This window comes from Moraxella sp. 179-F 1C4 NHS (genome assembly GCF_045370505.1).
GTDB classification, from domain to species: Bacteria; Pseudomonadota; Gammaproteobacteria; order Pseudomonadales; family Moraxellaceae; genus Faucicola; species Faucicola tetraodonis.
The window spans coordinates 52,163-74,692 of the sequence record NZ_JBIQEC010000006.1 but is presented as its reverse complement, the minus strand read 5'-3'; the positions used below and the strand labels follow the sequence as shown (position 1 = coordinate 74,692).

16 protein-coding genes and 1 tRNA gene are annotated in these 22,530 nt (G+C 43.8%); 1 reads left to right on the top strand and 16 read right to left on the bottom strand.

Annotated features, from left to right (window positions below):
• Positions 1 to 15: 15 nt before the first annotated feature.
• Positions 16 to 2,745, top strand: a complete 2,730-nt coding sequence (locus tag ACH0AB_RS04470) for a penicillin-binding protein 1A (protein ID WP_406877341.1) — start codon at positions 16 to 18, stop codon at positions 2,743 to 2,745.
• 115 nt (positions 2,746 to 2,860) lie between these two features.
• Here the strand turns inward: ACH0AB_RS04470 and ACH0AB_RS04465 are convergent, their stop codons facing one another.
• From ACH0AB_RS04465 to ACH0AB_RS04390, 16 genes are all read right to left on the bottom strand, one after another.
• Positions 2,861 to 3,379 carry a DUF6586 family protein gene (locus ACH0AB_RS04465; RefSeq protein ID WP_050323998.1) on the bottom strand — a complete coding sequence of 173 codons (519 nt, stop codon included), beginning with the start codon at positions 3,377 to 3,379 and terminating at the stop codon, positions 2,861 to 2,863.
• 86 nt (positions 3,380 to 3,465) lie between these two features.
• The gene (gene rpoC / locus ACH0AB_RS04460) at positions 3,466 to 7,698 is read right to left on the bottom strand and encodes a DNA-directed RNA polymerase subunit beta' (protein ID WP_406877340.1); all 4,233 of its coding nucleotides are present in this window, start codon (positions 7,696 to 7,698) and stop codon (positions 3,466 to 3,468) included.
• Between the two features lie 143 nt (positions 7,699 to 7,841).
• A complete protein-coding gene (rpoB, locus tag ACH0AB_RS04455) occupies positions 7,842 to 11,960 on the bottom strand; it encodes a DNA-directed RNA polymerase subunit beta (protein WP_406877339.1) in 4,119 nt (1,372 codons plus the stop codon).
• 538 nt (positions 11,961 to 12,498) lie between these two features.
• Positions 12,499 to 12,870, bottom strand: coding sequence for a 50S ribosomal protein L7/L12 (gene rplL, locus ACH0AB_RS04450; RefSeq protein ID WP_007116395.1), 372 nt, complete (start codon positions 12,868 to 12,870; stop codon positions 12,499 to 12,501).
• A 69-nt stretch (positions 12,871 to 12,939) separates the two neighbouring features.
• Positions 12,940 to 13,443: a 50S ribosomal protein L10 gene (gene rplJ, locus ACH0AB_RS04445; RefSeq protein WP_201664582.1), complete on the bottom strand. Its 504-nt coding sequence runs from the start codon at positions 13,441 to 13,443 to the stop codon at positions 12,940 to 12,942.
• A 298-nt stretch (positions 13,444 to 13,741) separates the two neighbouring features.
• Positions 13,742 to 14,440 (bottom strand): 50S ribosomal protein L1, encoded by a 699-nt coding sequence (gene rplA, locus ACH0AB_RS04440; protein ID WP_406877338.1) that lies wholly within the window; start codon positions 14,438 to 14,440, stop codon positions 13,742 to 13,744.
• The gene (gene rplK / locus ACH0AB_RS04435; RefSeq protein ID WP_007116398.1) at positions 14,441 to 14,872 is read right to left on the bottom strand and encodes a 50S ribosomal protein L11; all 432 of its coding nucleotides are present in this window, start codon (positions 14,870 to 14,872) and stop codon (positions 14,441 to 14,443) included. It lies immediately after the preceding gene.
• A 214-nt stretch (positions 14,873 to 15,086) separates the two neighbouring features.
• The gene (gene nusG / locus ACH0AB_RS04430) at positions 15,087 to 15,617 is read right to left on the bottom strand and encodes a transcription termination/antitermination protein NusG (RefSeq protein ID WP_007116399.1); all 531 of its coding nucleotides are present in this window, start codon (positions 15,615 to 15,617) and stop codon (positions 15,087 to 15,089) included.
• Positions 15,618 to 15,756: 139 nt separating this feature from the next.
• Positions 15,757 to 16,224, bottom strand: a complete 468-nt coding sequence (gene secE, locus ACH0AB_RS04425) for a preprotein translocase subunit SecE (RefSeq protein ID WP_007116400.1) — start codon at positions 16,222 to 16,224, stop codon at positions 15,757 to 15,759.
• A gap of 73 nt (positions 16,225 to 16,297) precedes the next feature.
• Positions 16,298 to 16,373 (bottom strand) — tRNA-Trp (locus ACH0AB_RS04420).
• Positions 16,374 to 16,446: 73 nt separating this feature from the next.
• On the bottom strand, positions 16,447 to 16,959 hold the full coding sequence (locus ACH0AB_RS04415) for a DUF2726 domain-containing protein (protein ID WP_239741595.1): 513 nt from the start codon (positions 16,957 to 16,959) through the stop codon (positions 16,447 to 16,449).
• A gap of 165 nt (positions 16,960 to 17,124) precedes the next feature.
• Entirely contained in the window at positions 17,125 to 18,477 is a 1,353-nt protein-coding gene (locus ACH0AB_RS04410; protein ID WP_406877336.1) for an SPOR and LysM peptidoglycan-binding domain-containing protein, read from the bottom strand.
• Positions 18,478 to 18,639: 162 nt separating this feature from the next.
• Positions 18,640 to 19,989 (bottom strand): bifunctional tetrahydrofolate synthase/dihydrofolate synthase, encoded by a 1,350-nt coding sequence (gene folC, locus ACH0AB_RS04405; RefSeq protein WP_406877335.1) that lies wholly within the window; start codon positions 19,987 to 19,989, stop codon positions 18,640 to 18,642.
• 24 nt (positions 19,990 to 20,013) lie between these two features.
• Positions 20,014 to 20,919 carry an acetyl-CoA carboxylase, carboxyltransferase subunit beta gene (gene accD, locus ACH0AB_RS04400; RefSeq protein ID WP_406877334.1) on the bottom strand — a complete coding sequence of 302 codons (906 nt, stop codon included), beginning with the start codon at positions 20,917 to 20,919 and terminating at the stop codon, positions 20,014 to 20,016.
• A gap of 148 nt (positions 20,920 to 21,067) precedes the next feature.
• Positions 21,068 to 21,886, bottom strand: a complete 819-nt coding sequence (gene trpA / locus ACH0AB_RS04395) for a tryptophan synthase subunit alpha (RefSeq protein ID WP_406877333.1) — start codon at positions 21,884 to 21,886, stop codon at positions 21,068 to 21,070.
• Between the two features lie 37 nt (positions 21,887 to 21,923).
• A complete protein-coding gene (locus tag ACH0AB_RS04390; RefSeq protein WP_406877332.1) occupies positions 21,924 to 22,514 on the bottom strand; it encodes a hypothetical protein in 591 nt (196 codons plus the stop codon).
• Positions 22,515 to 22,530: the final 16 nt, after the last annotated feature.

The following is a 22,530-nucleotide window of genomic DNA, read 5'->3' as shown; positions in this document are numbered from 1 at the left end:
TGAGCTAATGACTTTATGACCCAGTCGACTGCTGCTACCTTTACTTGGATGAAATTTTTACTCAATCTTTTGGTTGCAATTTTAGCGTTTCTTTTTATTTTGGTATTAGCTTTCCCCATCGGTTTTTACGGTATGGCGATGTATATATCACCTAGCCTACCAAGCTTAGATGACCTTAAAAAAGCCAAGCTGTCAATGCCACTACAAATCTATACCGAGGATAACCAATTAATTGGTCAATACGGTAATGATATGTCTTTGCCAGTGAGTTATGAGCAAATTCCCAAAAATATGGTTAATGCTTTTTTAGCGGCCGAAGATTCGTCATTTTTTCAGCACAGTGGTATCAGTATTAAGGGTATTGGGCGCGCACTGACCGAAGCGGTTAGCGACGACGATAGCCAAACAGGTGGGTCGACGATTACCCAACAGGTTGCCAAAAATTATTTTTTATCCTCCGAACGTACCCTTAATCGTAAATTAACGGAGTTATTTTTAGCCCGCAAAATTGAAGAAAAGCTGTCTAAACAAGACATCATGACCTTATATGTTAATAAAATTTATTTGGGTCAAGGTGCCTATGGGATTAAAGCTGCCGCTAAACAATATTATAGTAAATCATTGAATAACCTAACCATTGCAGAAATGGCAATGATTGCCGGTCTGCCAAAAGCACCATCAAAATACAATCCTGTTGCTAATCCTGAGCGCGCGTTAGAGCGGCGCAACTGGATTTTGGGTCAGATGCTTAAAAATGGCGCAATTAGCCAAGTGCAACACGACGAAGCGGTTGCCGCACCCATTGGACTGCGCCTATACCAAGCTAAACTTGATAAAAACTTACCGTATTTGGCGGAAATGACCCGTGCCTCATTGGTGGAACAATATGGCGAAGCTGTCATCAATTCGGGCTGGCGCGTGAAGCTTACCATTAATAGCGAAGCACAAGAAATTGCAGAAAACGCCATTAAACGCGGTTTATTTGCGTATGATCGCCGCCACGGTTGGCGCGGCGCCCCTGCTAATACAAAAGATAAAGAAAAACCTGGCAAGCTTGCCAATTTCCCAGTTATCCATTCTTTTTATCCGGTTGAAGTCACCAGAGTCTATCCTGGCAATGGCTTTGATGCGGTCATGAAAGACGGTACTCAGATTAAGGTGCCTTGGTCAAACATGCGCTGGGCGACGCTGCACTACCGTAATCCAAACTCAGCATTTATCTCCAACAATATCGTCAATCTGCATGATATTGTGTATGTCACATCAAATGCTGACAACAGCAGCTGGAGTTTGGTGCAAATTCCAGCCGTTGAAGGTAGCCTAGTATCGGTCAATCCAGAAACTGGCGCGTTACTTGCGGTCGTTGGTGGCTTTGATTTTAATAAGAGTAAATTTAACCGCGCGATTCAAGGTTATCGCCAACCAGGATCAACCATCAAGCCATTAGTTTACGCCACTGCCCTAGAAAAAGGCTTTAGCCCAGATACCATGATATCTGATGATCCATTGACCGTCGGTTCCTGGAAACCCAAGAACTCAGATGGGCGCAATTTGGGGATGATTCCACTGCGTAAAGGTTTATACCTATCGCGCAACCTAGTATCGATTCGAGTGCTACGTTCAGCGGGTATCTCTGATACACGTGAGCTACTCAATGAATTTGGGTTGGAAAAAGAACGCATGCCAAACACCTTATCATTGGCACTCGGTTCTGGTGAAGCGACCCCATTACAGATGGCTACGGGCTATGCGACCTTTGCCAACGGCGGTCACCGTATTCAACCTTATTTTATTCAGCAAATTTTTGACTACAACGGTAAGCTGCAATACCAAGCCAACCCAAAACAAGCCTGTGCGGTATGTTTTAACAATGATTTACAGCAAACCAATGAAGATAACTTAACAGCATTCCAAGAACAACAAACTGCTTTGTTAAGTGGTCAAAGTAAAGACACGCAAGCAGGCGATAAAGCGACTGAAAAATCTGATTTATTCAACGCAAACCCACTGGCTAAAACCAACGAAAAAGACAGTTTAAACAAACAAGATAAGAAAAAACTTAGCAAAGAAGAAGCGGCATTAGAAGCCAGCACTCAGCAAATGCTAGCACGCCAAGCGTCCCTTGAAGCGCAACTATATGATGCCGGCCCCGACACTGATAAGCTAAAACCCATGCCTATTCAGTATATTCCAGCGCAGCAAGCGCCCCGTATTCTTTCTTCTAATGTGGCATTCCAAATGGCCAATATCTTACGTGATGTCATCCAGCGCGGTACCGCGGTTAAGGCGCGGGCGTTAGGTCGCTCAGATTTGGGTGGCAAGACAGGTACTACCAATGATGCCAAAGATGCGTGGTTTGCCGGTATCAACCCCAGAATGGTGACGACAGTTTGGGTCGGTTTTGACCAACCTATCGGTATGGGTAAAAAAGAATTTGGTGGCGTGGCGGCGCTACCTATTTGGATGGATTTCACCTCTAAAATGCTCAAAGGTCAACCTGTGGAATGGGTATCAGTGAATAATCGCGCCAAATCCAAAAAACAAGAGCAGGAAACCATTGAGCTTACTGATAATGGTACTAGACGCGTCGATAGCAAGGGCAATGAAATCACCCGTGATGACAGTAAACCCCCGCAAGCGGTTACCCGAAAACGTCCTGAGGAACAAGCATCCGTAACGATGCCAACAACGGGTAACAATATCAACTACGCTCAGTTAAATAGCAATAAATCACTGAACCAATGAGTCGTTAATGAACCTTAATAGAAAAGCTCGATCATGAATCGAGCTTTTTTATGATCTTTGATAAGTATTAAGGGGATAAGCACCAAGTTGATAAATAATAATTTTGATTAAACGATTAAAACTCAATCATCCCTTCTCGCAAACTATCGATCGTATCCACCAAATCGCCACGCCATTGGCGAATCATATCGACTGAAATATTGGTACTTGATGGACTTGCCATAACATCAATCACCGGCAATTTAGCATTTTTGTTGCTTTCATCACTCTCATTGCCGAGGTTTTGGGGCACAGGTTTATAGATAATCTGCTGCCATGCTTTTTCGATATCACCTAAATAATCATTAGCTAATAGTTGCTTTAACCGCATGACTTCAGGTGATACTTGGGTTTTAGCCTCCAACGCATCACTAATTGATTGCAGACTGGGGTTTAGCATAGTTAAATTATAATAGCGCGCTACTTCTTGTAAAAATGCCAAATAGCCGCCGTACAAATGCATGAGCGCACTTTCAATATGTGCTTCCTGTAATTGCCCTTTTGGCGTCTGTTCAGCTTGCTGACAATAAATTCGGCAAAAATACATTTTTTGATTAGTTCTATCTGCTTGATAACGTGCAACACGACCTGCCATATTGTTTCCTTAGACATTTGATACGGCTATTTTGATGAAAAAAAAGGCCAGTTGCAAGCACCGGCCTTTTTATGACTGATTAACGATTATTTTGCATCTTGGCTATTAAACTCTTCAGCAAATTTGTCTTCAAATGACATTGACGCAGGCTCCATGTTTTCGGCAAACAAGGTGTCTAATGCTTCTAGTTGCTGATTTTCAGTAGCTTCTGTGGCGGTGGTTTTACCGCTCTCTAGACGCTGGGCATGGTAAGCTAAACCAGTACCTGATGGTACCAAGCGACCGACGACCACGTTTTCTTTTAGACCACGTAAGTCATCAATCTTGCCAGTAACTGCTGCCGCCGTCAATACGCGCGTTGTCTCTTGGAATGACGCCGCAGAAATAAAGCTTTCAGTTGCCAATGAGGCTTTGGTGATACCGAGCAATAAACGGTCAAACTTGACAGGGAATTTGTTTTCTTCGTCGAGTTTTTTGTTCATGGCGACGATATCAGCGTATTCAGCTTGGTCACCTTTGAAGTAGCTTGAATCACCGCCATCGGTAACTTCAACTTTACGTAGCATCTGACGAATAATCACTTCAATATGCTTGTCGTTGATTTTTACCCCTTGTAAGCGGTAAACGTCTTGTACTTCATTGACGATGTAGTTGGCAAGCTCAGTTTCACCTTTTAAGCGTAAAATATCGTGTGGGTTTTGTGGACCATCGGCAATCACCTCGCCACGCTCAACACGTTCACCCTCAAACACGTTGATTTGACGCCATTTTGGAATCAACTCTTCATGCACTTCGCCATCATCATTGGTAATGATAAAGCGGTTTTTACCTTTGGTGTCTTTACCAAAGCTTACTGTACCACTCATTTCCGCCATAATCGCATGATCTTTTGGACGACGCGCTTCAAATAAGTCAGCAACACGCGGTAGACCACCGGTAATATCTTTGGTACCTGATGATTCTTGTGGTACACGACCTAAAATCGAACCTGTTGTTACCTCATCGCCTTCACGCACACGAATGATGGTTTGCTGTGGTAAGAAGTACACCACTTCTTTACCCTCTTTGGTATCAAGGATAATCGCAGGACGTAAATCTTTACCCGAGCTTGGGCGGTCTTTGGTTGCCAAGATTTCGTATGAGCTCATACCTGTTGCTTCATCGATTTTCATGGTGGCCGTTAAGCCATCGGTGATTTCGCTAAAGCGTGCGGTACCTGATACCTCGGTAATGATTGGATGGGTATGCGGATCCCATTTACCAATGGTTTGACCTGGGGTAACTTCAGTGCCATCAGCCACTAGAATTGACGAACCATACGGTGCTTTATAGCGCTCACGCTCACGGCCTAATTCATCAGTAATACTAATTTCCGCAGAGCGAGAAACTACCACCAAATGACCGTCGGCATGGCTAACAGATTTCAAGTTTTGGAAGCGAACAGTACCGCCTTTATTAACCTGAATGCTGTTTTCCACGGCTGCGGCACTCGCGGCACCACCCACGTGGAAGGTACGCATGGTAAGCTGAGTACCTGGCTCACCGATTGATTGCGCTGCCATGACACCCACAGACTCACCAATATTGACGCGGTGACCACGTGCTAAGTCACGACCATAACAATGTGAACAGACGCCATGTGGCACTTCACAAGTAATCACAGAACGTACCCAAACTTCGTCAATACCATGTTCATCAAGGACTTTTACCCAATGCTCATCCAGCAAGGTACCCGATGGGATGGCTAATTCGCCTGTTTTATTTGACATCACATCTTTAGCAGTGACTCGGCCCAGCACGCGGTCAGCCAATTGCTCAATGATTTCACCACCCTCAATGTGTGGCTTCATCAAGATACCTTTATCGGTACCACAATCAGGCTGGGTGATAACCAAATCTTGCGCAACGTCAACCAAGCGACGGGTTAAGTAACCTGAGTTTGCAGTTTTTAGTGCCGTATCAGCTAGACCTTTACGGGCACCGTGCGTCGAGATAAAGTACTGTAAAACGCTTAAGCCTTCACGGAAGTTAGCTTTAATTGGGGTTTCAATAATCGAGCCGTCTGGTTTTGCCATCAGACCACGCATACCTGCCAACTGACGAATCTGTGCGGCACTACCACGTGCTCCTGAATCCGACATGATATAAATCGAGTTAAACGATTTTTCTTTTTCCGCTTCACCTTGGCTGTTGACAACGGTATCTTGTGATAGGTTATCCATCATCGCTTTGGCGATTTGGTCATTGGTACGTGACCAAATATCAATGACTTTGTTATAGCGTTCACCCGCGGTCACGAAGCCTTGTTCAAACTGGCTCTCAATCTCACGAACTTCCGCATCCGCCGCTTCGATGATTTTGTTTTTGGTAGGTGGAATGAGCATATCTTCCATACCAATGGATACGCCTGACAACGTTGCTTGGGCAAAACCCAAATACATCAATTGGTCAGCAAACATGACGCTGTCTTTCACGCCCATTTTGCGGTAGCAAGAATTGATAAGGCGAGCGATGTTTTTCTTGGTCATCTCTTTGTTGACTTCGTCAAAGCTCATACCTTTTGGGGTGATATTCCAAATCAAACAGCGGCCGGCAACGGTGTCAACCATTTTAGTAACGCTATTGGCATTACCTTCATCGTCATACGTGATTTCTTCAATACGTACTTTAATTTTGGCATTGACGCTTAAATCACCAGTACCTAGCGCACGATACACTTCTTTCACGTTGGAGAAAGTCATGTTTTCGCCTTTGGCATTGATATGCGAACGGCTGATGTAATATAACCCCAATACAACGTCTTGTGATGGTGTGATGATTGGCTCACCATTGGCAGGTGACAAGATGTTGTTGGTTGACATCATCAAGGCACGGGCTTCAAGTTGGGCCTCCAAAGTTAACGGTACGTGTACCGCCATTTGGTCACCATCAAAGTCGGCGTTGAACGCGCTACAAACTAGCGGATGTAGCTGAATCGCTTTACCTTCAATCAGTACAGGCTCAAATGCTTGTAAGCCCAAACGATGGAGGGTCGGTGCACGGTTTAGTAGCACTGGGTGTTCACGAATCACGCTGGCAAGCATATCCCACACTGCCGGTTCTTCACGCTCAACCATTTTCTTAGCAGCTTTGATAGTGGTCGCAATGCCATTTTGTAAAAGTTTGGCATAAGTAAAGGGCTTGAACAGTTCAAGTGCCATTTTTTTAGGCAAGCCACATTGGTGTAGACGCAGGTATGGACCCACGGTAATGACCGAACGACCTGAATAGTCGACACGTTTACCCAGTAAGTTTTGACGGAAACGACCTTGTTTACCTTTAATCATGTCAGCTAAAGATTTCAATGGACGTTTGTTGCTACCGGTAATCGCACGACCGCGGCGACCGTTGTCAAGCAGCGCATCCACTGACTCTTGCAACATACGTTTTTCATTACGCACAATAATGTCAGGCGCATTGAGCTCCAACAAGCGTTTTAAACGGTTGTTACGGTTAATGACGCGGCGATATAAGTCATTTAAGTCTGAAGTGGCAAAACGACCCCCTTCAAGCGGTACCAATGGACGCAAATCGGGTGGTAATACAGGTAATACGGTCATTACCATCCACTCAGGCTTATTGTTTGAATCACGGAATGACTCAAGCAATTTTAGGCGTTTTGACATTTTTTTAAGTTTGGTTTCTGAACCCGTGTTAGGAATTTCTTCACGTAACTGGTCGATTTCCAAATCCACGTCAATATCGCGCAGCAAGTCTTGAACCGCTTCAGCACCCATTTTTGCGGTGAATTCATCACCAAACTCTTCAAGTGCTTTGAAGTAATCTTCATCATCGAGCAACTGATATTTTTCAAGGGTAGTTAACCCTGGGTCAGTCACGACATAGCTTTCAAAATACAATACGCGCTCGATATCACGCAAAGTCATATCAAGTAGTAGACCAATACGGCTTGGTAATGATTTTAAGAACCAAATATGCGCGACTGGGCTTGCCAGCTCAATGTGACCCATACGCTCGCGGCGTACTTTGGCGGCGGTCACTTCAACGCCACATTTTTCACAGATCACGCCTTGGAATTTACGGCGTTTGTATTTACCACACAAGCATTCGTAGTCTTTAACAGGTCCAAAAATTTTGGCACAAAAAAGACCATCACGTTCTGGTTTGAAAGTACGATAGTTGATGGTTTCAGGCTTTTTAACTTCCCCATGCGACCAAGATTTGATGGTGTCAGGTGAGGCAAGAGAAATTTGAATGCTGTCGAACTCTTGGTTACCAGAGTCGGCAGGGCTTTTCATGATGTCTAATAAGTCTTTCAAACTGCTTCTCCATCGATTAAATTGAAAGCCGATACAGATTGACTTTCAATTTAAGGTTAATTTTTATTCGTTTGTCATTAACAAGGTAAACTATTGAGTTTGAGTATGGTGACGTTTAAAGCCGCCATACTCACCATCATGGCTTAGTTTTTACTTTTGCTATGATCTTTTAACTCAATGTTAATACCCAATGACTTAATCTCTTTGGTCAATACGTTGAACGATTCTGGCATACCGGCTGACATGCTTTGTTCACCATCGACGATGTTTTTGTACATGCGGGTACGACCTTCCACGTCATCCGATTTCACCGTCAACATCTCTTGCAATGTATAAGCAGCACCGTAAGCTTCAAGTGCCCACACTTCCATCTCACCGAAGCGCTGACCACCAAACTGGGCTTTACCACCCAATGGCTGCTGGGTAACCAGTGAGTAAGAACCTGTTGAACGTGCGTGCATTTTGTCGTCAACCAAGTGGTTGAGTTTGAGCATGTACATATAACCTACGGTCACCGGACGATCAAACTGTTGACCGGTACGACCATCAAACAATACTTGCTGACCTGAGGTTGGCATACCCGCTAATTCTAGCAAGCCTTTGATTTGCTGTTCTTTAGCGCCATCAAATACTGCGGTACCCATTGGTACGCCCGCACGTAGATTTTTTGACATGGCAATGATTTCGTCATCACTGATGCTACCTAAGTCTACTTGCTCGCCGCCAATTTGGTTATAGATTTTGTCTAAGAAATCACGTAACTCAGCAACTGCCGCTTGTTGTTTGATCATCTCGTCAATTTTGATACCCAAACCACGTGCTGCGCCGCCTAAGTGAGTTTCTAGAATCTGACCGACATTCATACGCGATGGTACGCCTAGTGGGTTTAGTACCACATCCACTGGGTTGCCGTTTTCATCGTATGGCATATCTTCAATCGGCATGATACGTGATACCACCCCTTTGTTACCATGACGACCTGCCATTTTGTCACCGGGTTGAATACGACGTTTCACTGCTAAGTACACTTTGACGATTTTTTGAACGCCATGCGTTAAGTCATCACCTGCCGTTAATTTGCGTTTTTTCTCAGTGAATTTTTCATCGATTTCTTTTTGTTTATCGGTTAAAAAGTCACCAATTTGTGATAAACGCTCTGCGGTATCTTCTTGGGTTGGCTGAATATCAAGCAAGGTTTCAAGCGACATATCTTGCATTGAGTCTTCACTCAACACCGTACCTGATTTTAAGCCCGCGCCACCACTGACAGTTTGACCGTCAAGCAATGAAATAATGCGACCGCGTGCGGCGTTTTCAAAGATACGCAATTCTTCTTTTAAGTCTTTACGATAGCTATCAAGCTGGGCTTTTTCGATAGCTTGCGCACGGCTGTCTTTTTCTACGCCATCACGGGTAAAGACTTGGACGTCAATTACCGTACCTTTGGTAGAAGAAGGAACGCGTAACGACGTATCTTTAACGTCAGCGGCTTTTTCGCCGAAAATTGCACGAAGTAGTTTTTCTTCAGGAGTGAGCTGCGTTTCACCTTTTGGTGTCACTTTACCCACTAAGATATCGCCACCTTGCACTTCCGCACCAATATAGACAATACCTGCGTCATCTAGATTAGCTAGGGCTGCCTCACCCACGTTTGGAATATCGGCAGTGATTTCTTCTGTACCCAATTTGGTATCACGCGCCACACAGGTTAATTCTTGAATATGAATGGTGGTAAAACGATCTTCTTTAACCACACGCTCAGATAACAAAATCGAGTCTTCGAAGTTGTAACCGTTCCAAGGCATGAACGCCACACGCATGTTTTGACCCAATGCCAACTCACCCAAATCGGTTGATGGACCATCTGCCAAGATATCCCCACGCGCAATGACATCACCTTGGTTGACGATAATGCGTTGGTTAATACAGGTGTTTTGGTTTGAACGGGTGTATTTGATTAAGTTGTAGATATCAATGCCCGCTTCGCCCGCTTGCATTTCATCTTCATTCACTTTTACAACGACACGGCTCGCATCCACGTCCATAATGACGCCGCCACGTTTGGCAGTCACACACACACCTGAATCACGGGCAACGTGACGCTCCATACCAGTACCAACCAGTGGTTTGTCAGAACGTAAAGTGGGTACCGCTTGGCGCTGCATGTTTGAACCCATCAAAGCACGGTTGGCATCGTCATGTTCCAAGAATGGAATCAAACTTGCTGCCACAGACACAACCTGACGCGGTGATACGTCCATATGGGTCACTTTCTCTGGTGCCATACGTACAAATTCACCATAGTTACGCACAGAGACATAATCTTCTGTCAACTGACCGTTTTCATCAATCGGCGAATCCGCTTGTGCAATCACAGTGCCTACTTCTTCAATCGCTGATAGATATTCGATTTCATCCGTCACTTTACCGTCAACTACTTTACGATACGGAGTCTCTAAAAAACCAAATTCATTGGTTTTAGCGTAGACGGCTAGAGAATTAATCAGACCGATGTTTGGACCCTCAGGGGTTTCAATCGGACACACACGACCGTAATGGGTTTGGTGTACGTCACGGACTTCAAAGCCTGCACGTTCACGTGTTAAACCACCTGGACCTAAGGCAGAAACACGACGCTTATGGGTGATTTCTGACAATGGGTTGTTTTGGTCCATGAACTGTGACAATTGTGATGAACCAAAGAACTCTTTAATGGCGGCTGCCACAGGTTTTGAGTTGATTAAATCTTGTGGCGATAAGTTATCTGTTTCAGCTGAGCTTAGACGCTCTTTGACAGCACGCTCAACACGGACTAAACCCACGCGAAATTGATTTTCTGTCATCTCACCGACTGAACGGACACGGCGGTTACCTAAATGGTCAATATCGTCCACTACCCCACGACCATCACGAATTTCAATCAACATTTTTAATACGTCGATAATGTCTTCGTTGGTCAATACACTGCGTTCACGCTGCACATCAGGGTCATTGGTTGGCTCATAGACCCGGCCCAAACGACGGTTGAACTTCATGCGACCGACATTTGATAAATCATAGCGATCCGCGTTAAAAAACATCGATTCAAACAGTTTTTCAGCTGTATCAAGTGTTGGTGGCTCACCTGGACGCATCACTTTGTAGATTTCAATCAACGCTTCTTCACGGCTCATCGCCGTATCCGCGCGCAGTGTATCGGCGATATATGAACCATGATCGATATCGTTAGTGAATAAAATATCAAATTCTTTAATACCGTTATTGCTGATTTTGACCAAAGTCTCGTGATCGAGCAATTGGTTAGCGCGTGCAATAACTTCATCATCCACCACGATATCGTGCGCCAAAATACGCTCATACAAGTATTCATCAGGCACAGGTAATTTAGTCATACCGGCTTGTTCGATTTTACGAATCGCGCGCGCGTTGATACGTTTGCCCTGTTCGACAATCACTTCGCCATCCGGTGAAACGATTTCAAACTGCGCCATTTCACCGCGTAAACGGTCAGTGACAAGATCGATTTCAAATTGCTCATCACCTTTATAAACGTGGGTTTTTTCATAAAACGCATCTAAAATTTGTTGCGTATTCATCCCAATGGCATGCAAAATCACCGTTGCCAATAATTTACGGCGGCGGTCAATACGAGCAAACACCAAGTCTTTGGCATCAAATTCAAAGTCTAACCATGAACCACGGTAAGGAATAATACGGGCGTTATATAGCACTTTACCACTTGAATGTGATTTGCCTTTGTCATGGTCAAAGAATACGCCTGGTGAACGGTGTAATTGCGATACGATGACACGCTCAGTACCATTAATCACAAAAGTACCATTTTCAGTCATCAATGGGATTTCACCCATATAGACGCTTTGTTCACGGATATCTTTAATTGCCGCTTTAGCATCTTTGTCTTTAACATCTTTGTCTTTGATGACCAAACGGATTTTGACACGTAATGGCGCTGCATAGGTTGAACCACGTAAAATACATTCGCGCACATCAAACTCTGGTGTACCTAGATAGTATTCAACAAATTGTAGCTCCGCATTGCCAGTATGGCTTTCAATAGGGAAAATAGAATTAAAAGCGGCTTGTAAACCAATGTTTTCCCGACCTTTTGGCTTTTTATTTTCTTGCAAAAATTGCTCATATGAGTCAACTTGGATGGCCAATAAGTATGGCACGTCCATGACGGTGGGCAACTTTGCAAAACTTTTACGAATGCGTTTTTTTTCAGTATACGAGTATGCCATTAAAAGTCCTTAAACATTCAAAGCGTTAATGCCTACCCATCTATCAATACTTCAGTGCACTGATACCGCTATGCACTGATAAAGTCACAAATTACCAAATTTCCTGTTGGGAAATTAAATTTTTTGCGCCCTGATTAACGATGGAATCTATTTTTAAAAGATTTGATGACCCAATCCCTAATGTCTTAAGTCACCAACTTACAATCCAACTTCCTAACGGAAATCTTAAAACCTTGCTAAATCAGCGAATAAGTTAATCATCACAGGATGGATAACCTAATCGGCGATATAATATAAAATCGATACAAACAAAAACTGTAGAGACGACAAAAAGCCAAACACCTTTGGGGTATTTAGCTAAAGTTTTTTACGCATTACCAGACTTTCTAACTTGCATGGAACAATTCTGTCCTTGGTGCGTGTGCCATCTTATGTTCAATCAGACACGAAAGGTCAAGAGAATGATTATAATAAAAAAAAGCCATTATTGCAAGTGCAATAATGGCTTTTTGAAGGTTAGAGAACTTAAGTGCGAGAATTATTTCAATTCTACTGATGCGCCTGCTTCTTCTAATTTTTTCTTCAATTCTTCAGCTTCAGCTTTCGCTACGCCTTCTTTAACTGTTTGTGGTGCGCCTTCAACTAGGTCTTTAGCTTCTTTTAAGCCCAAGCCAGTGATTTCGCGAACTGCTTTAATAACAGCTACTTTCTTGTCGCCAGCGCCAGTTAATACAACGGTGAAGTCGTCTTTTTCTTCTGCTGCAGGCGCGTCACCGGCTGCTGCAGGTGCTGCTGCTAGTGCAGCGGCTGATACGCCAAATTTTTCTTCCATTGCAGAGATAAGATCTACAATTTCCATTACTGATTTTTCAGCGATTGCATCAAGAATTTCTTGGTTAGTTAATGCCATGATGTGTGTTCCTAAATAAGTGAATTTGGTTTAAAAAATGCTAAGCGTAGTTAAGTTTACTTAAATAAATTAAGCGGCTTCGCCTTGCATTTTGTCGCGTAATGCTGCCAAAGTACGAACAAATTTGCCTGCAGCGGCTTCTTTCATCGTACCCATTAAGCGCGCAATCGCTTCGTCGTAAGTTGGTAAGCTTGCTAAACGATCGATATCTTTAGCAGCGATAAACTCGCCTTCAAAAGCTGCACCTTTAATTTCAAACTTATCGTTTGTTTTAGCAAATTCTTTGAACAAACGTGCCGCAGCACCTGGATGTTCAGTTGAGAATGCGATAAGTGTTGGACCTACAAATACGTCATTTAACACAGTGTAGTTAGTGTCTTCTAACGCACGACGTAATAAAGTATTACGCACGATACGCATATCAACACCCGCTGCACGAGCTTCTTTACGCAGTTGGGTCATTTTACCTACTGTTACGCCACGAGCATCGGCAACAACAGCAGAAAGGGCACCTTTGGCAGATTCACTTACTTCAGCAACAATCGCTTGTTTGTCTTGAAGATTTAATGCCATGGGTTGTCTCCATATTATCAGTTTCCTAGTTATGATTAACTTAGGGCACCAATAAACCTAGTTAATATAATAAGTTAAAGTACAACTTATTATCACTCCGATACGGTGGCAGTCAATGATAAATTAAACTGCCATCCCGTCTGCGTAGGCTGTGAAAAACTTTCACAATTAAACTATTTACGATTAAGCCAATAGAATTATGATTAAACCAATAGAACCTACGGTCTTAGACAGCACAACCCGTTTGTGCTGAACTAAATTTAAAATATATTAAAAATCTACCATCAAGCGTGATAGCTTAAGCATTACGATAAGGAACTGCATCTAAGTTGATACCAGGGCCCATCGTGCTTGATAGAGTGATTTTCTTGATATAGATACCTTTTGAGGTCGCAGGTTTTGCTTTTTTCAAATCAGCGATTAATGCAGACGCATTTTGCTCGATTTGTTCAGCGCTAAAGCCTACTTGACCAATCGTGGTATGGATAATACCCGATTTATCAACACGGTAAGTTGCCTGACCCGCTTTGGTGTTTTTAACCGCTTCAGCAACGTTAGGGGTAACTGTACCTACTTTAGGGTTTGGCATTAAGCCACGTGGACCTAAAATTGTACCTAATTGACCAACAACGCGCATTGCATCAGGCGACGCAATCACAACATCAAAGTCCATGTTACCCGCTTTGATGCTTTCTGCTAGGTCTTCAAAACCTACGATATCAGCACCCGCTTCTTTTGCTGCATCCGCTGCTGCACCTTGTGCAAACACGGCAACGCGTTTGGTTTTACCAGTACCTGCAGGTAGGTTGGTAGCACCACGAACCACTTGGTCAGATTTACGTGGGTCAACGCCTAGATTGATAGCAATATCGATTGACTCTTTGAATTTTGCTGGTGGCAATTTGTTTAGAATTTCTACCGCTTCAGCCAATGTGTATTGTTTGTTCGCATCATAACTTTCAGCGATTGCTTTTTGACGTTTAGTTAATTTAGCCATTTACACACCCTCCACGTCAATACCCATTGAGCGAGCAGTACCCGCCAATGTGCGAACCGCAGATTCTAAGTCAGCAGCAGTTAAGTCAGCGTTTTTGGTGTTAGCAATTTCTTCTAACTGTGCGCGGTTGACTTTACCCACTTTAGTTTTGTTCGGTACGCCTGAACCTTTGGCAGCACCTGCAGCTTTGCGAATTAAGAACGCCGCTGGTGGTGACTTCATGATGAAGGTGAACGATTTGTCGTTGTAAACAGTGATTTCAACAGGAACAGGTAGACCTGGTTCCATGCTAGAAGTAGCTGCGTTGAACTCTTTACAGAATGCCATGATGTTCACACCTTTTTGACCCAATGCTGGACCGATAGGTGGTGATGGATTAGCTTTACCAGCTGGCACTTGTAGTTTGATGTAACCATCAATCTTTTTAGCCATGATAGACTCCTGTTATGGGTAATAGCGCTAGATACCCACTCATCGAATGGCAATCTGGCTCCCCGGGTGATATTGTCAATCTTGCAGACAACAGAAAAAATAAAGTGCCATATTATAAGCGAATTTTTACCGAGGTAAAGCAAAAATTGCTAAATTTGGCACTTAGTTACAATTTTAGAGTCAAAAACCCCTGAAAAAGCAAACTTATCAAAAATTAGTTAATTTTTTCTACTTGCTTAAATTCTAGCTCAACCGGGGTTGGACGGTTAAAGACATTGACGGTCAACTGTAAGCGTGATTTTTCGTAATCTACTTTTTCCACCAAGCCTCTAAACTCGGTAAACGGACCATCGATGACCAACACTTCTTCACCTGGCTCAAACAAGGTTTTTGGACGCGGTTTGTTTTCGTTGGTATTTAAACGATTTAAAATGGTATCGGCTTCTTTTGGGGTAATCGGCGCAGGATTTTCTGGCGTACCGCCAATAAAGCCCATCACACGTGGACAGTCTTTAACTAAGTGCCATGTATTGTCGTTCATATCCATTTCAATCAATACGTAACCTGGGAAGAATTTACGCTCGGATTTGCGTTTTTTGCCATCTCGCATTTCGATAACTTCTTCGGTTGGGACGAGTACTTGACCAAACGATTCTTTATATTCGCTGCGATTGATACGTTCAATTAATGAACGCTGCACTTGTTTTTCAAAGCCTGAAAATGCTTGTACGATATACCAACGCATGGATAATCTTCCTCTAATTCATTGCTAAACACATCGCCTACTATACCAAATATGAGCAATGCAGGTAAAATATTGATATTGCTAGATAGATAAAAACCCACAGATGTGGGTCAAATAAAAGGGTTTGGCTAAATTTTTGCTATTGACCAATGACGTATTGAATCAATTGGCTAAATACGGTATCTAATAACCACACAATAAAGGCTAATATCCCAGCCACTACCGCAACTTGCCAAGTGTATTCAAGGGTTTCTTGTTTGGTCGGCCAAGTCACACGGCGTAATTCAACGCGAGAATCTTGCAACAGCGTTTTAAAAGCACTGCCTTGGTTGGTCAATGCCAGTGCCAATAATGCAGCAATGATTAGTCCAGCAATAACAACCACGCGCGTCCATAAACTGCTAGCGGGTTGCCAATATGCGGGTAAATATTGATTGACTAAAGTTGCACTGATTAATGCAACAAAAGCAAAAATCCACAGGGCAAAATCTTTAGGGGAGTGTCGTTTGGCAATCTCAATAGCGGCAGGTTGGTGGACAACCACTTTTTCACCAGACATCCTTTTGCCATTGAGCTCTGCTAGTTTTTTCTCTAGCATTTGTTTCATAAGGCTGCCCTGTCTATCATTAAAACGTATTTTATTATTAGAATAAAGCGTATACGCTAAACTAACTAAAATGTGGCAGGCGATGAGGGACTCGAACCCCCAACATTCGGTTTTGGAGACCGACGCTCTACCAATTGAACTAATCGCCTATGTTGAGTTTGAGTATTATAGCGAGTTTTTTTTTGAATGCAACACTTTCTATAGTTTTTTGCGATTTTAATCTTACCCTATCACTGCTAAGATTTTACGGCGTAAAAGCGCAGCGTCCGGCATGGCTTCGCCATTGATTCGTAGTATCGGAATACCTGCACTCAACAGCGCTTTGTCTTTTTTTTCATCTTGCTGCTGACGGCGGCGAGTGTTGTGCGTCCAGTCGTCTAATTCAATTGCCAATAGTACGGTTTGCTTGTCTTGATCGACCAGCACATAGTCAACACTCATACGGCAAATACGATTAAACCAAAAGCCTTGGTCAGTATCGTCATCGTCATTTGGCATGATAATACGTGATAGCTGTACTTGCCCAAAAATAATCAGCTCAGGCACGGCTTGCTGCAAGCGATTAAAAAATATCACTTCGGTGGGCGTCATGATTGGCATCGGCTCAAACGGCCATACCGCTAATTCATCTCCCCGAACTGGCTTAATAACCTCTTCACGGCTACTACCACTACTACGAAATGCAAATACTAACAGGATAAACACCACAAACGCTAACACTAAAAAAATTGTCACACTAACCACACACTCATATCTATAGGATAATTACCACAAGGGAGCATTATTCCTCTATTGGGTGATTTTCACAAGCACATAGACAAACAATGCGACACAAAATGTCGCATTGTTTGGGTTGTTTGGCCTTGTTTGCATAGTTTGGCTTCAAAAGGTTAAATAGGCTTACCAGTAAAGCACCCAGCCACTATTGACATCCACGCGGCTATCGTTATTGAGCTTGTCTTTGAGCGCCAAGGCAGCGACTTTGCCTTTTTCTGGACCTACGACAATACGTACCCCTTTGCTCGTTTGGGTGGTTTTGACTTTGTAGCCTGCCGCTTGTAATTTTTGGGTGATTTCATTGGCTTTTTTCTCGTCGGTTGCCAATGCGACTTGTACCCCAAACGTACCTTTGGCATCGGTTTGTTTCACCGTCTGACGCGCCTGCCTTAAATTGTCTTGTGCCGCTTGGAATGCTTGTTTTTTCTGGGCTTGTTGCTGAGCTTCTAATTTTTTCTGGGCGATTTCTTGTTGACGTTTTTGCTCTTTTAACTGCTCTCTTAACTGGGCTTCTTGCTTTTTACGGGCGATTTCTTGCTGTTTTTGCTGCTCTTTTTGCGCGGCTTCTTGTTTTTTACGGGCGACTTCTTGCTGCTGCTGCAGTAGCGCCTGTTGCTTTTTTTGTTCAGCTTCTTGTTTTTTGCGGGCAATGTCATTTTGACGTTGTTGCTCTCGCGCTTGGGCTTGCTGGGTGATACGGTTGACTTGTGCCGCAGTCGGGATGGTGATAGTTTGCCCGACACGTAAGCTGCTGGTGGTGTTGAGATTATTGACGCTTGCCAATACGTCGACTGGCACATTGTAGCGACGTGATAACCCTATCAACCCATCGCCTGCCTTGACTTGATAGGTGCCAGGATTGCTAGGGGTGGCTTTTGCCGCGGGCTGCGGCTGTGCGACGGCGGGTGCTGTCACTGTGGGCTTTGGCGTAGCTGCTTGTTCTTTAGTTTGCGTAGCGCTTCGAGTTTGCGCAGCGCTTTGGGACTGTGCGCTATTTTGCACGCTATTGGGTACTGCAGCTTGCGTTTGTGGTGGTGCGGCGTCCCTGTCAACGGGTCGGGGCTTTACCACAGGTTGGGTAATCGCGGTCACTGAGCTGGCAACCACCGAATTGGTATTGGCGGCATTTTTGTTGGCATACAGTTGATTTTCAGCACGGCTACGCGCCAAAGCTTCCGCTTCAATCCGCTGTTGCTCGGTCATGTATTGCTGGGCTTGTTGTTCTTGCGCAGCGACCCGTTGCTCACGTTCTTTTTGTTTTTGCGCCAGTAAATTTTTTTCGGTTGCGATATCGGCGGTGAGTGGCTCGTTGCTGATTGCCGATTGTTTATCTGTCGTGGGTTTAGCGATAACTTGTTGGCTATTGACTGCAGGTTTGGCAGGCGCGTTCAAGACTTGGTGCATAGTGGCATATAACAACACGCTACCGCCTAACAATACCGTTGTACCCAATAATGCTTGCTTAGAAAATTTCATGCCAATTACCCTAATTTATGTGTCTTGATAAATGATTTTTTCAACCTATAAAAATCAACGAATTTTGACTAATCATAGCAAAATTCGCGTTAGCAGTTTTTACCATTGTTGAGATATTAACTGAAAATTTTGAAAAGTAAAATCATTTGACGCACAAATTCGTTATTCACTGAGTGATTGGCTAGTCAGTACACCGCTGATGGTATAAAAAGAACCACACACTAAAATTAGGTCATTATCTTGGCTGTGGACAATCACCGATTGGGTCGCCAAATTCAAATCCTCAAAAATAGACACAGAATTAAAATAGCGTGGCAACAACTCAGTTAAGCGCTCTTGGCTACTGGCTCTAGGGTGAGATATAACGCCGCTATGAACACTGTCAATCGGCATTACCGTTTGGGAGAATTGTTGTAGCTGCGCAAGCACTGGCTCAATGTCTTTATCAGCGAGCATGGATATCACCAAATGCAATTTGGCGGTTGGATGCTGGCGTTGGTAGGCATGTACATACGGCGTCAACTGCTTGAGCAAAAACTGCATCCCATGCTCATTGTGGGCAACATCAAACACCCATTGGCGAGCTGACATGCGTCTGCTGTCAAAACGCCCAGCCAATTTTACCTTCGGTAACGCAGCTTGGATGTGGTCTTGGGTTATGGTCAATGGGCTGGCTAAGAGGGCGGTGATAGCCGTTGCGGTATTGTGCAAAGACAAATTGGGCATAGGCAATGATAAAGTCACCGCGTTATTGCTATATTGCCATGTCGCTGCACCGTCAATATGGCGGTAGCCATAATCTTTGCCATACTGTAGCAAATGGGCATGGTGCTGTGCCATCAAAGGCGGGATGGTCGAGGGCATATCGGCTTCGCCATACACCAATGTTAGATTATCACGCAAAATACCAGCTTTTTCTACCGCGATTTTTTCACGGGTGTCGCCGAGCCATTCGACATGGTCGATACCCACATTGGTAATGACCGCAAGGTTTGGCTCGATGACATTGACGACATCGAGGCGGCCGCCTAACCCCACCTCCAATACCCAGACATCACAATGGTTTTGGGCAAAAATCAAAAACGCGGCAAGCGTCGTCATTTCAAAAAATGACAGTGTCAACCCACAATCCAATCTCGCCTGCTCGATTTTGGCAAACGCATCAATCAGGGTTTGGTCATCGACCATTTTTCCATTGATTCTGACACGTTCGTTAAACACCAGTAGATGCGGTGATTGATATAAAGCGGTTTTATAGCCCGCTTGTTGACAAATCTCAGCAATAGTGGCGGTGGTTGAACCTTTGCCATTGGTGCCTGCCACGGTAAACACAAAGGCATCGGTTTGCTTTATACCCAATGCTTGAAATACGGGCATCACCCGCTCAAGCCCCATATCAATCGCGGACACATGGATGCCTTGCATATAGTTTAGCCACTCGGTTAACGAGCTTGAAACGCTAGGCGGTAATGGGGATGGTGAGAGTGCGGCTGGTGAGCTTGACTGTTGCATGGATAAAACCGTGATAATAATGAATTAGTGAGCCTGACGAAAATAGGTCATTTTTTTGAGTAAGCGATGAATGGTTTCTTTCATTTGTAGACGATGGACGACATGATCGACCACACCATGCTCTGCCAAAAACTCAGCGCGCTGGAAAGGCTCGCCCAGCACCTCGCGAACGGTTTGTTCGATCACCCGTTTGCCGGCAAAACCAATCATGGCTTTGGGCTCTGCCAAATGGATATCGCCTAACATCGCAAGTGATGCCGTCACACCGCCATACACAGGATTGGTCAGTACCACAATATAAGGAATATTGGCGTGTTTGAGTTTCTCAATCGCTGCCGCCGTACGCGCCATTTGCATGAGTGATAACAAGCCCTCTTGCATACGGGCGCCACCCGATGCGGCAAAACATACCAGCGGGATTTGTTCTTTGAGCGCCGTCTCGGCAGCGAGCACAAATCGATCACCTACCACAGAACCCATTGAGCCACCCATAAAAGCAAAATCAAACGCACAAGCCACCACGGATAGCCGCTGAAGTTTGCCTTTCATGACGATAAGCGCTTCGGTTTCGCCTGTCTTGGCTTGCGCTTCGCTCATTCGTGTTGGGTAAGGCTTGCTATCGACAAAGTCTAATGGATTGCCTGCTTGGTACTGCTGCCCTAGCTCATCATCTACTTGGTCAAAAAACCAGTTCAGACGCGTGCGCGCGGTCATGCTAAGATGTTCATCACACGATGGGCAGACATAATTATTAAAAATCAGCGCCGTATTGGTGATGATTGAATTACAGTTGGGACATTGAGTCGATGGTTCGGTCTCAACCGCCGTCAGTATTTGCTTGGCACGCGGCTTGATGGTGGGTAATGGGCGTTTTAACCAAGTTTCTTCCAGTGTCTGTCCCATCGGTTGAGGCTTCATATCAGTGCTCATAATAAGTCCCTATTAACAGTGCAATTTAAGAGTGCCAATGAATAGTAGTTTTTTGAGTGTACAAGTACAAACTCATTTTATAATGCGTATGCTAACTGATTTTAGCAATAAATGAAATGATTAACCTCAAGTACCTCAAACCATTCTATCACTCAAGACTATCAATCGCTTCTCTTAGCTCATCCATTTTATCTAAGATGGCTTTTTTGGCATGGGCAATTTTCTGTTCATCATTGCCCACATCCGCAAAGTTTTTCACTAGCTCACTACCGACAATCACACCATCCGCATATTGTCCGACTGCTTTTGCCGATGCACCATCACGAATACCAAAACCAACACACACAGGCAAAGCAGTTTGTGCTTTAATCGCTTGGACGTGCTCGCCCACATCTTGGGCATCCAATGCTTTTGAGCCTGTTACGCCTTTGACCGATACATAATAGATAAAACCTCCGCCATGTTTTAACACTTGCTCGCGGCGTTCTGGCAAGGTGGTTGGCGCAAGTAAAAAGATTTCGTTCATTGCGGAATTGGCGAGTTTTTGGGTAAAATCGCCCGCTTCTTGTGGCGGTAAATCGACCATCAAAACACCGTCAATCCCTGCATCTTGACAAAGGCTGATAAACTTGTCATAACCGATGATTTCAATCGGATTCAGATAGCCCATGACTAGCACTGGCGTGGTGGTGTTGGTTTTACGAAACGCTTTTACCATCTCAATCGCTTGGCGGGTACTGGTGCCACCTGCCATTGCGCGCTCGCCTGCGAGTGCGATAGTTTCACCGTCTGCCATGGGGTCAGAAAATGGTAAACCTACTTCGATGATGTCTGCGCCGTGGTCAACGAGTTCATGTAGTAAGCTGACGGTAACACTTGGGTTTGGGTCGCCTGCCATCACATAAGGAATTAAAGCTTTTTTGTTTTGCGCTCGTAACGTGTTAAATGTGGTTTCAATTCGGGTCATAGGTTTTCCTGATATTAGCGTAAATTTATTGGGAAGTTTAAATAGCTTCCCATTTCATTAAAATTTCAGCTTTCGGCTTATAGAATATTTTCAAAGGATTGTCTTTTGCCATTTGCTGTTTATTGTTTATCTGTTGATAAGTGCCACTATTGATTCTCACTTTATATTGATATTTGCATTTTTGTATATCACTATCGCAAGAGTTTGGATTTTCTTTATCATCAAAAAACAAATAATACTGTTTCGTCCCACGATATTCTTTTATTTGGGTTGTGTATTCATCAGCCATCGCTGTTTTGGTGGGCTCAAAAACAGCATAAAAGCTCTGTTTAAATTCAAATGAACCAAGAAATAATATAATTGCTAAAAATATGATGACCAGAATGCCACTTCTAATATCGGCTAAAACACTATCATTCCCTTGTCGCATTTTTTGAAATATAAAATAGCTAGCTGGCATTATTGAAAGAAAAACCATACTAAAACTAAGTTGGTATAAAATCTCCCAAATACCTTCGTGAAAATTGGCATAAATACCGATTAGAAAGTAAAAAGCAAAAGCCATGTACAAATAATAAATTATTTTGTAGCTATTAGTTGGCAGTTGCATTTCAGTATTATTTGTCATCGTCCACATTAATTCG

Excerpts from the sequence above, each read along its gene's own strand:
- ACH0AB_RS04390 (WP_406877332.1), bottom strand. The coding sequence starts at position 22,514 with ATGACAAATAATACTGAAATGCAACTGCCAACTAATAGCTACAAAATA.
- rplJ (WP_201664582.1), bottom strand. The coding sequence starts at position 13,443 with ATGGCATTAAATCTTCAAGACAAACAAGCGATTGTTGCTGAAGTAAGT.
- rplA (WP_406877338.1), bottom strand. The coding sequence starts at position 14,440 with ATGGCTAAATTAACTAAACGTCAAAAAGCAATCGCTGAAAGTTATGAT.
- accD (WP_406877334.1), bottom strand. The coding sequence starts at position 20,919 with ATGAGCACTGATATGAAGCCTCAACCGATGGGACAGACACTGGAAGAA.
- trpA (WP_406877333.1), bottom strand. The coding sequence starts at position 21,886 with ATGACCCGAATTGAAACCACATTTAACACGTTACGAGCGCAAAACAAA.
- ACH0AB_RS04410 (WP_406877336.1), bottom strand. The coding sequence starts at position 18,477 with ATGAAATTTTCTAAGCAAGCATTATTGGGTACAACGGTATTGTTAGGC.
- folC (WP_406877335.1), bottom strand. The coding sequence starts at position 19,989 with ATGCAACAGTCAAGCTCACCAGCCGCACTCTCACCATCCCCATTACCG.
- nusG (WP_007116399.1), bottom strand. The coding sequence starts at position 15,617 with ATGCGTTGGTATATCGTACAAGCATTTTCAGGCTTTGAAAAACAAGTG.
- secE (WP_007116400.1), bottom strand. The coding sequence starts at position 16,224 with ATGAAACAAATGCTAGAGAAAAAACTAGCAGAGCTCAATGGCAAAAGG.
- ACH0AB_RS04465 (WP_050323998.1), bottom strand. The coding sequence starts at position 3,379 with ATGGCAGGTCGTGTTGCACGTTATCAAGCAGATAGAACTAATCAAAAA.
- ACH0AB_RS04470 (WP_406877341.1), top strand. The coding sequence starts at position 16 with ATGACCCAGTCGACTGCTGCTACCTTTACTTGGATGAAATTTTTACTC.
- rplL (WP_007116395.1), bottom strand. The coding sequence starts at position 12,870 with ATGGCATTAACTAACCAAGAAATTCTTGATGCAATCGCTGAAAAATCA.
- rpoB (WP_406877339.1), bottom strand. The coding sequence starts at position 11,960 with ATGGCATACTCGTATACTGAAAAAAAACGCATTCGTAAAAGTTTTGCA.
- rplK (WP_007116398.1), bottom strand. The coding sequence starts at position 14,872 with ATGGCTAAAAAGATTGATGGTTACATCAAACTACAAGTGCCAGCTGGT.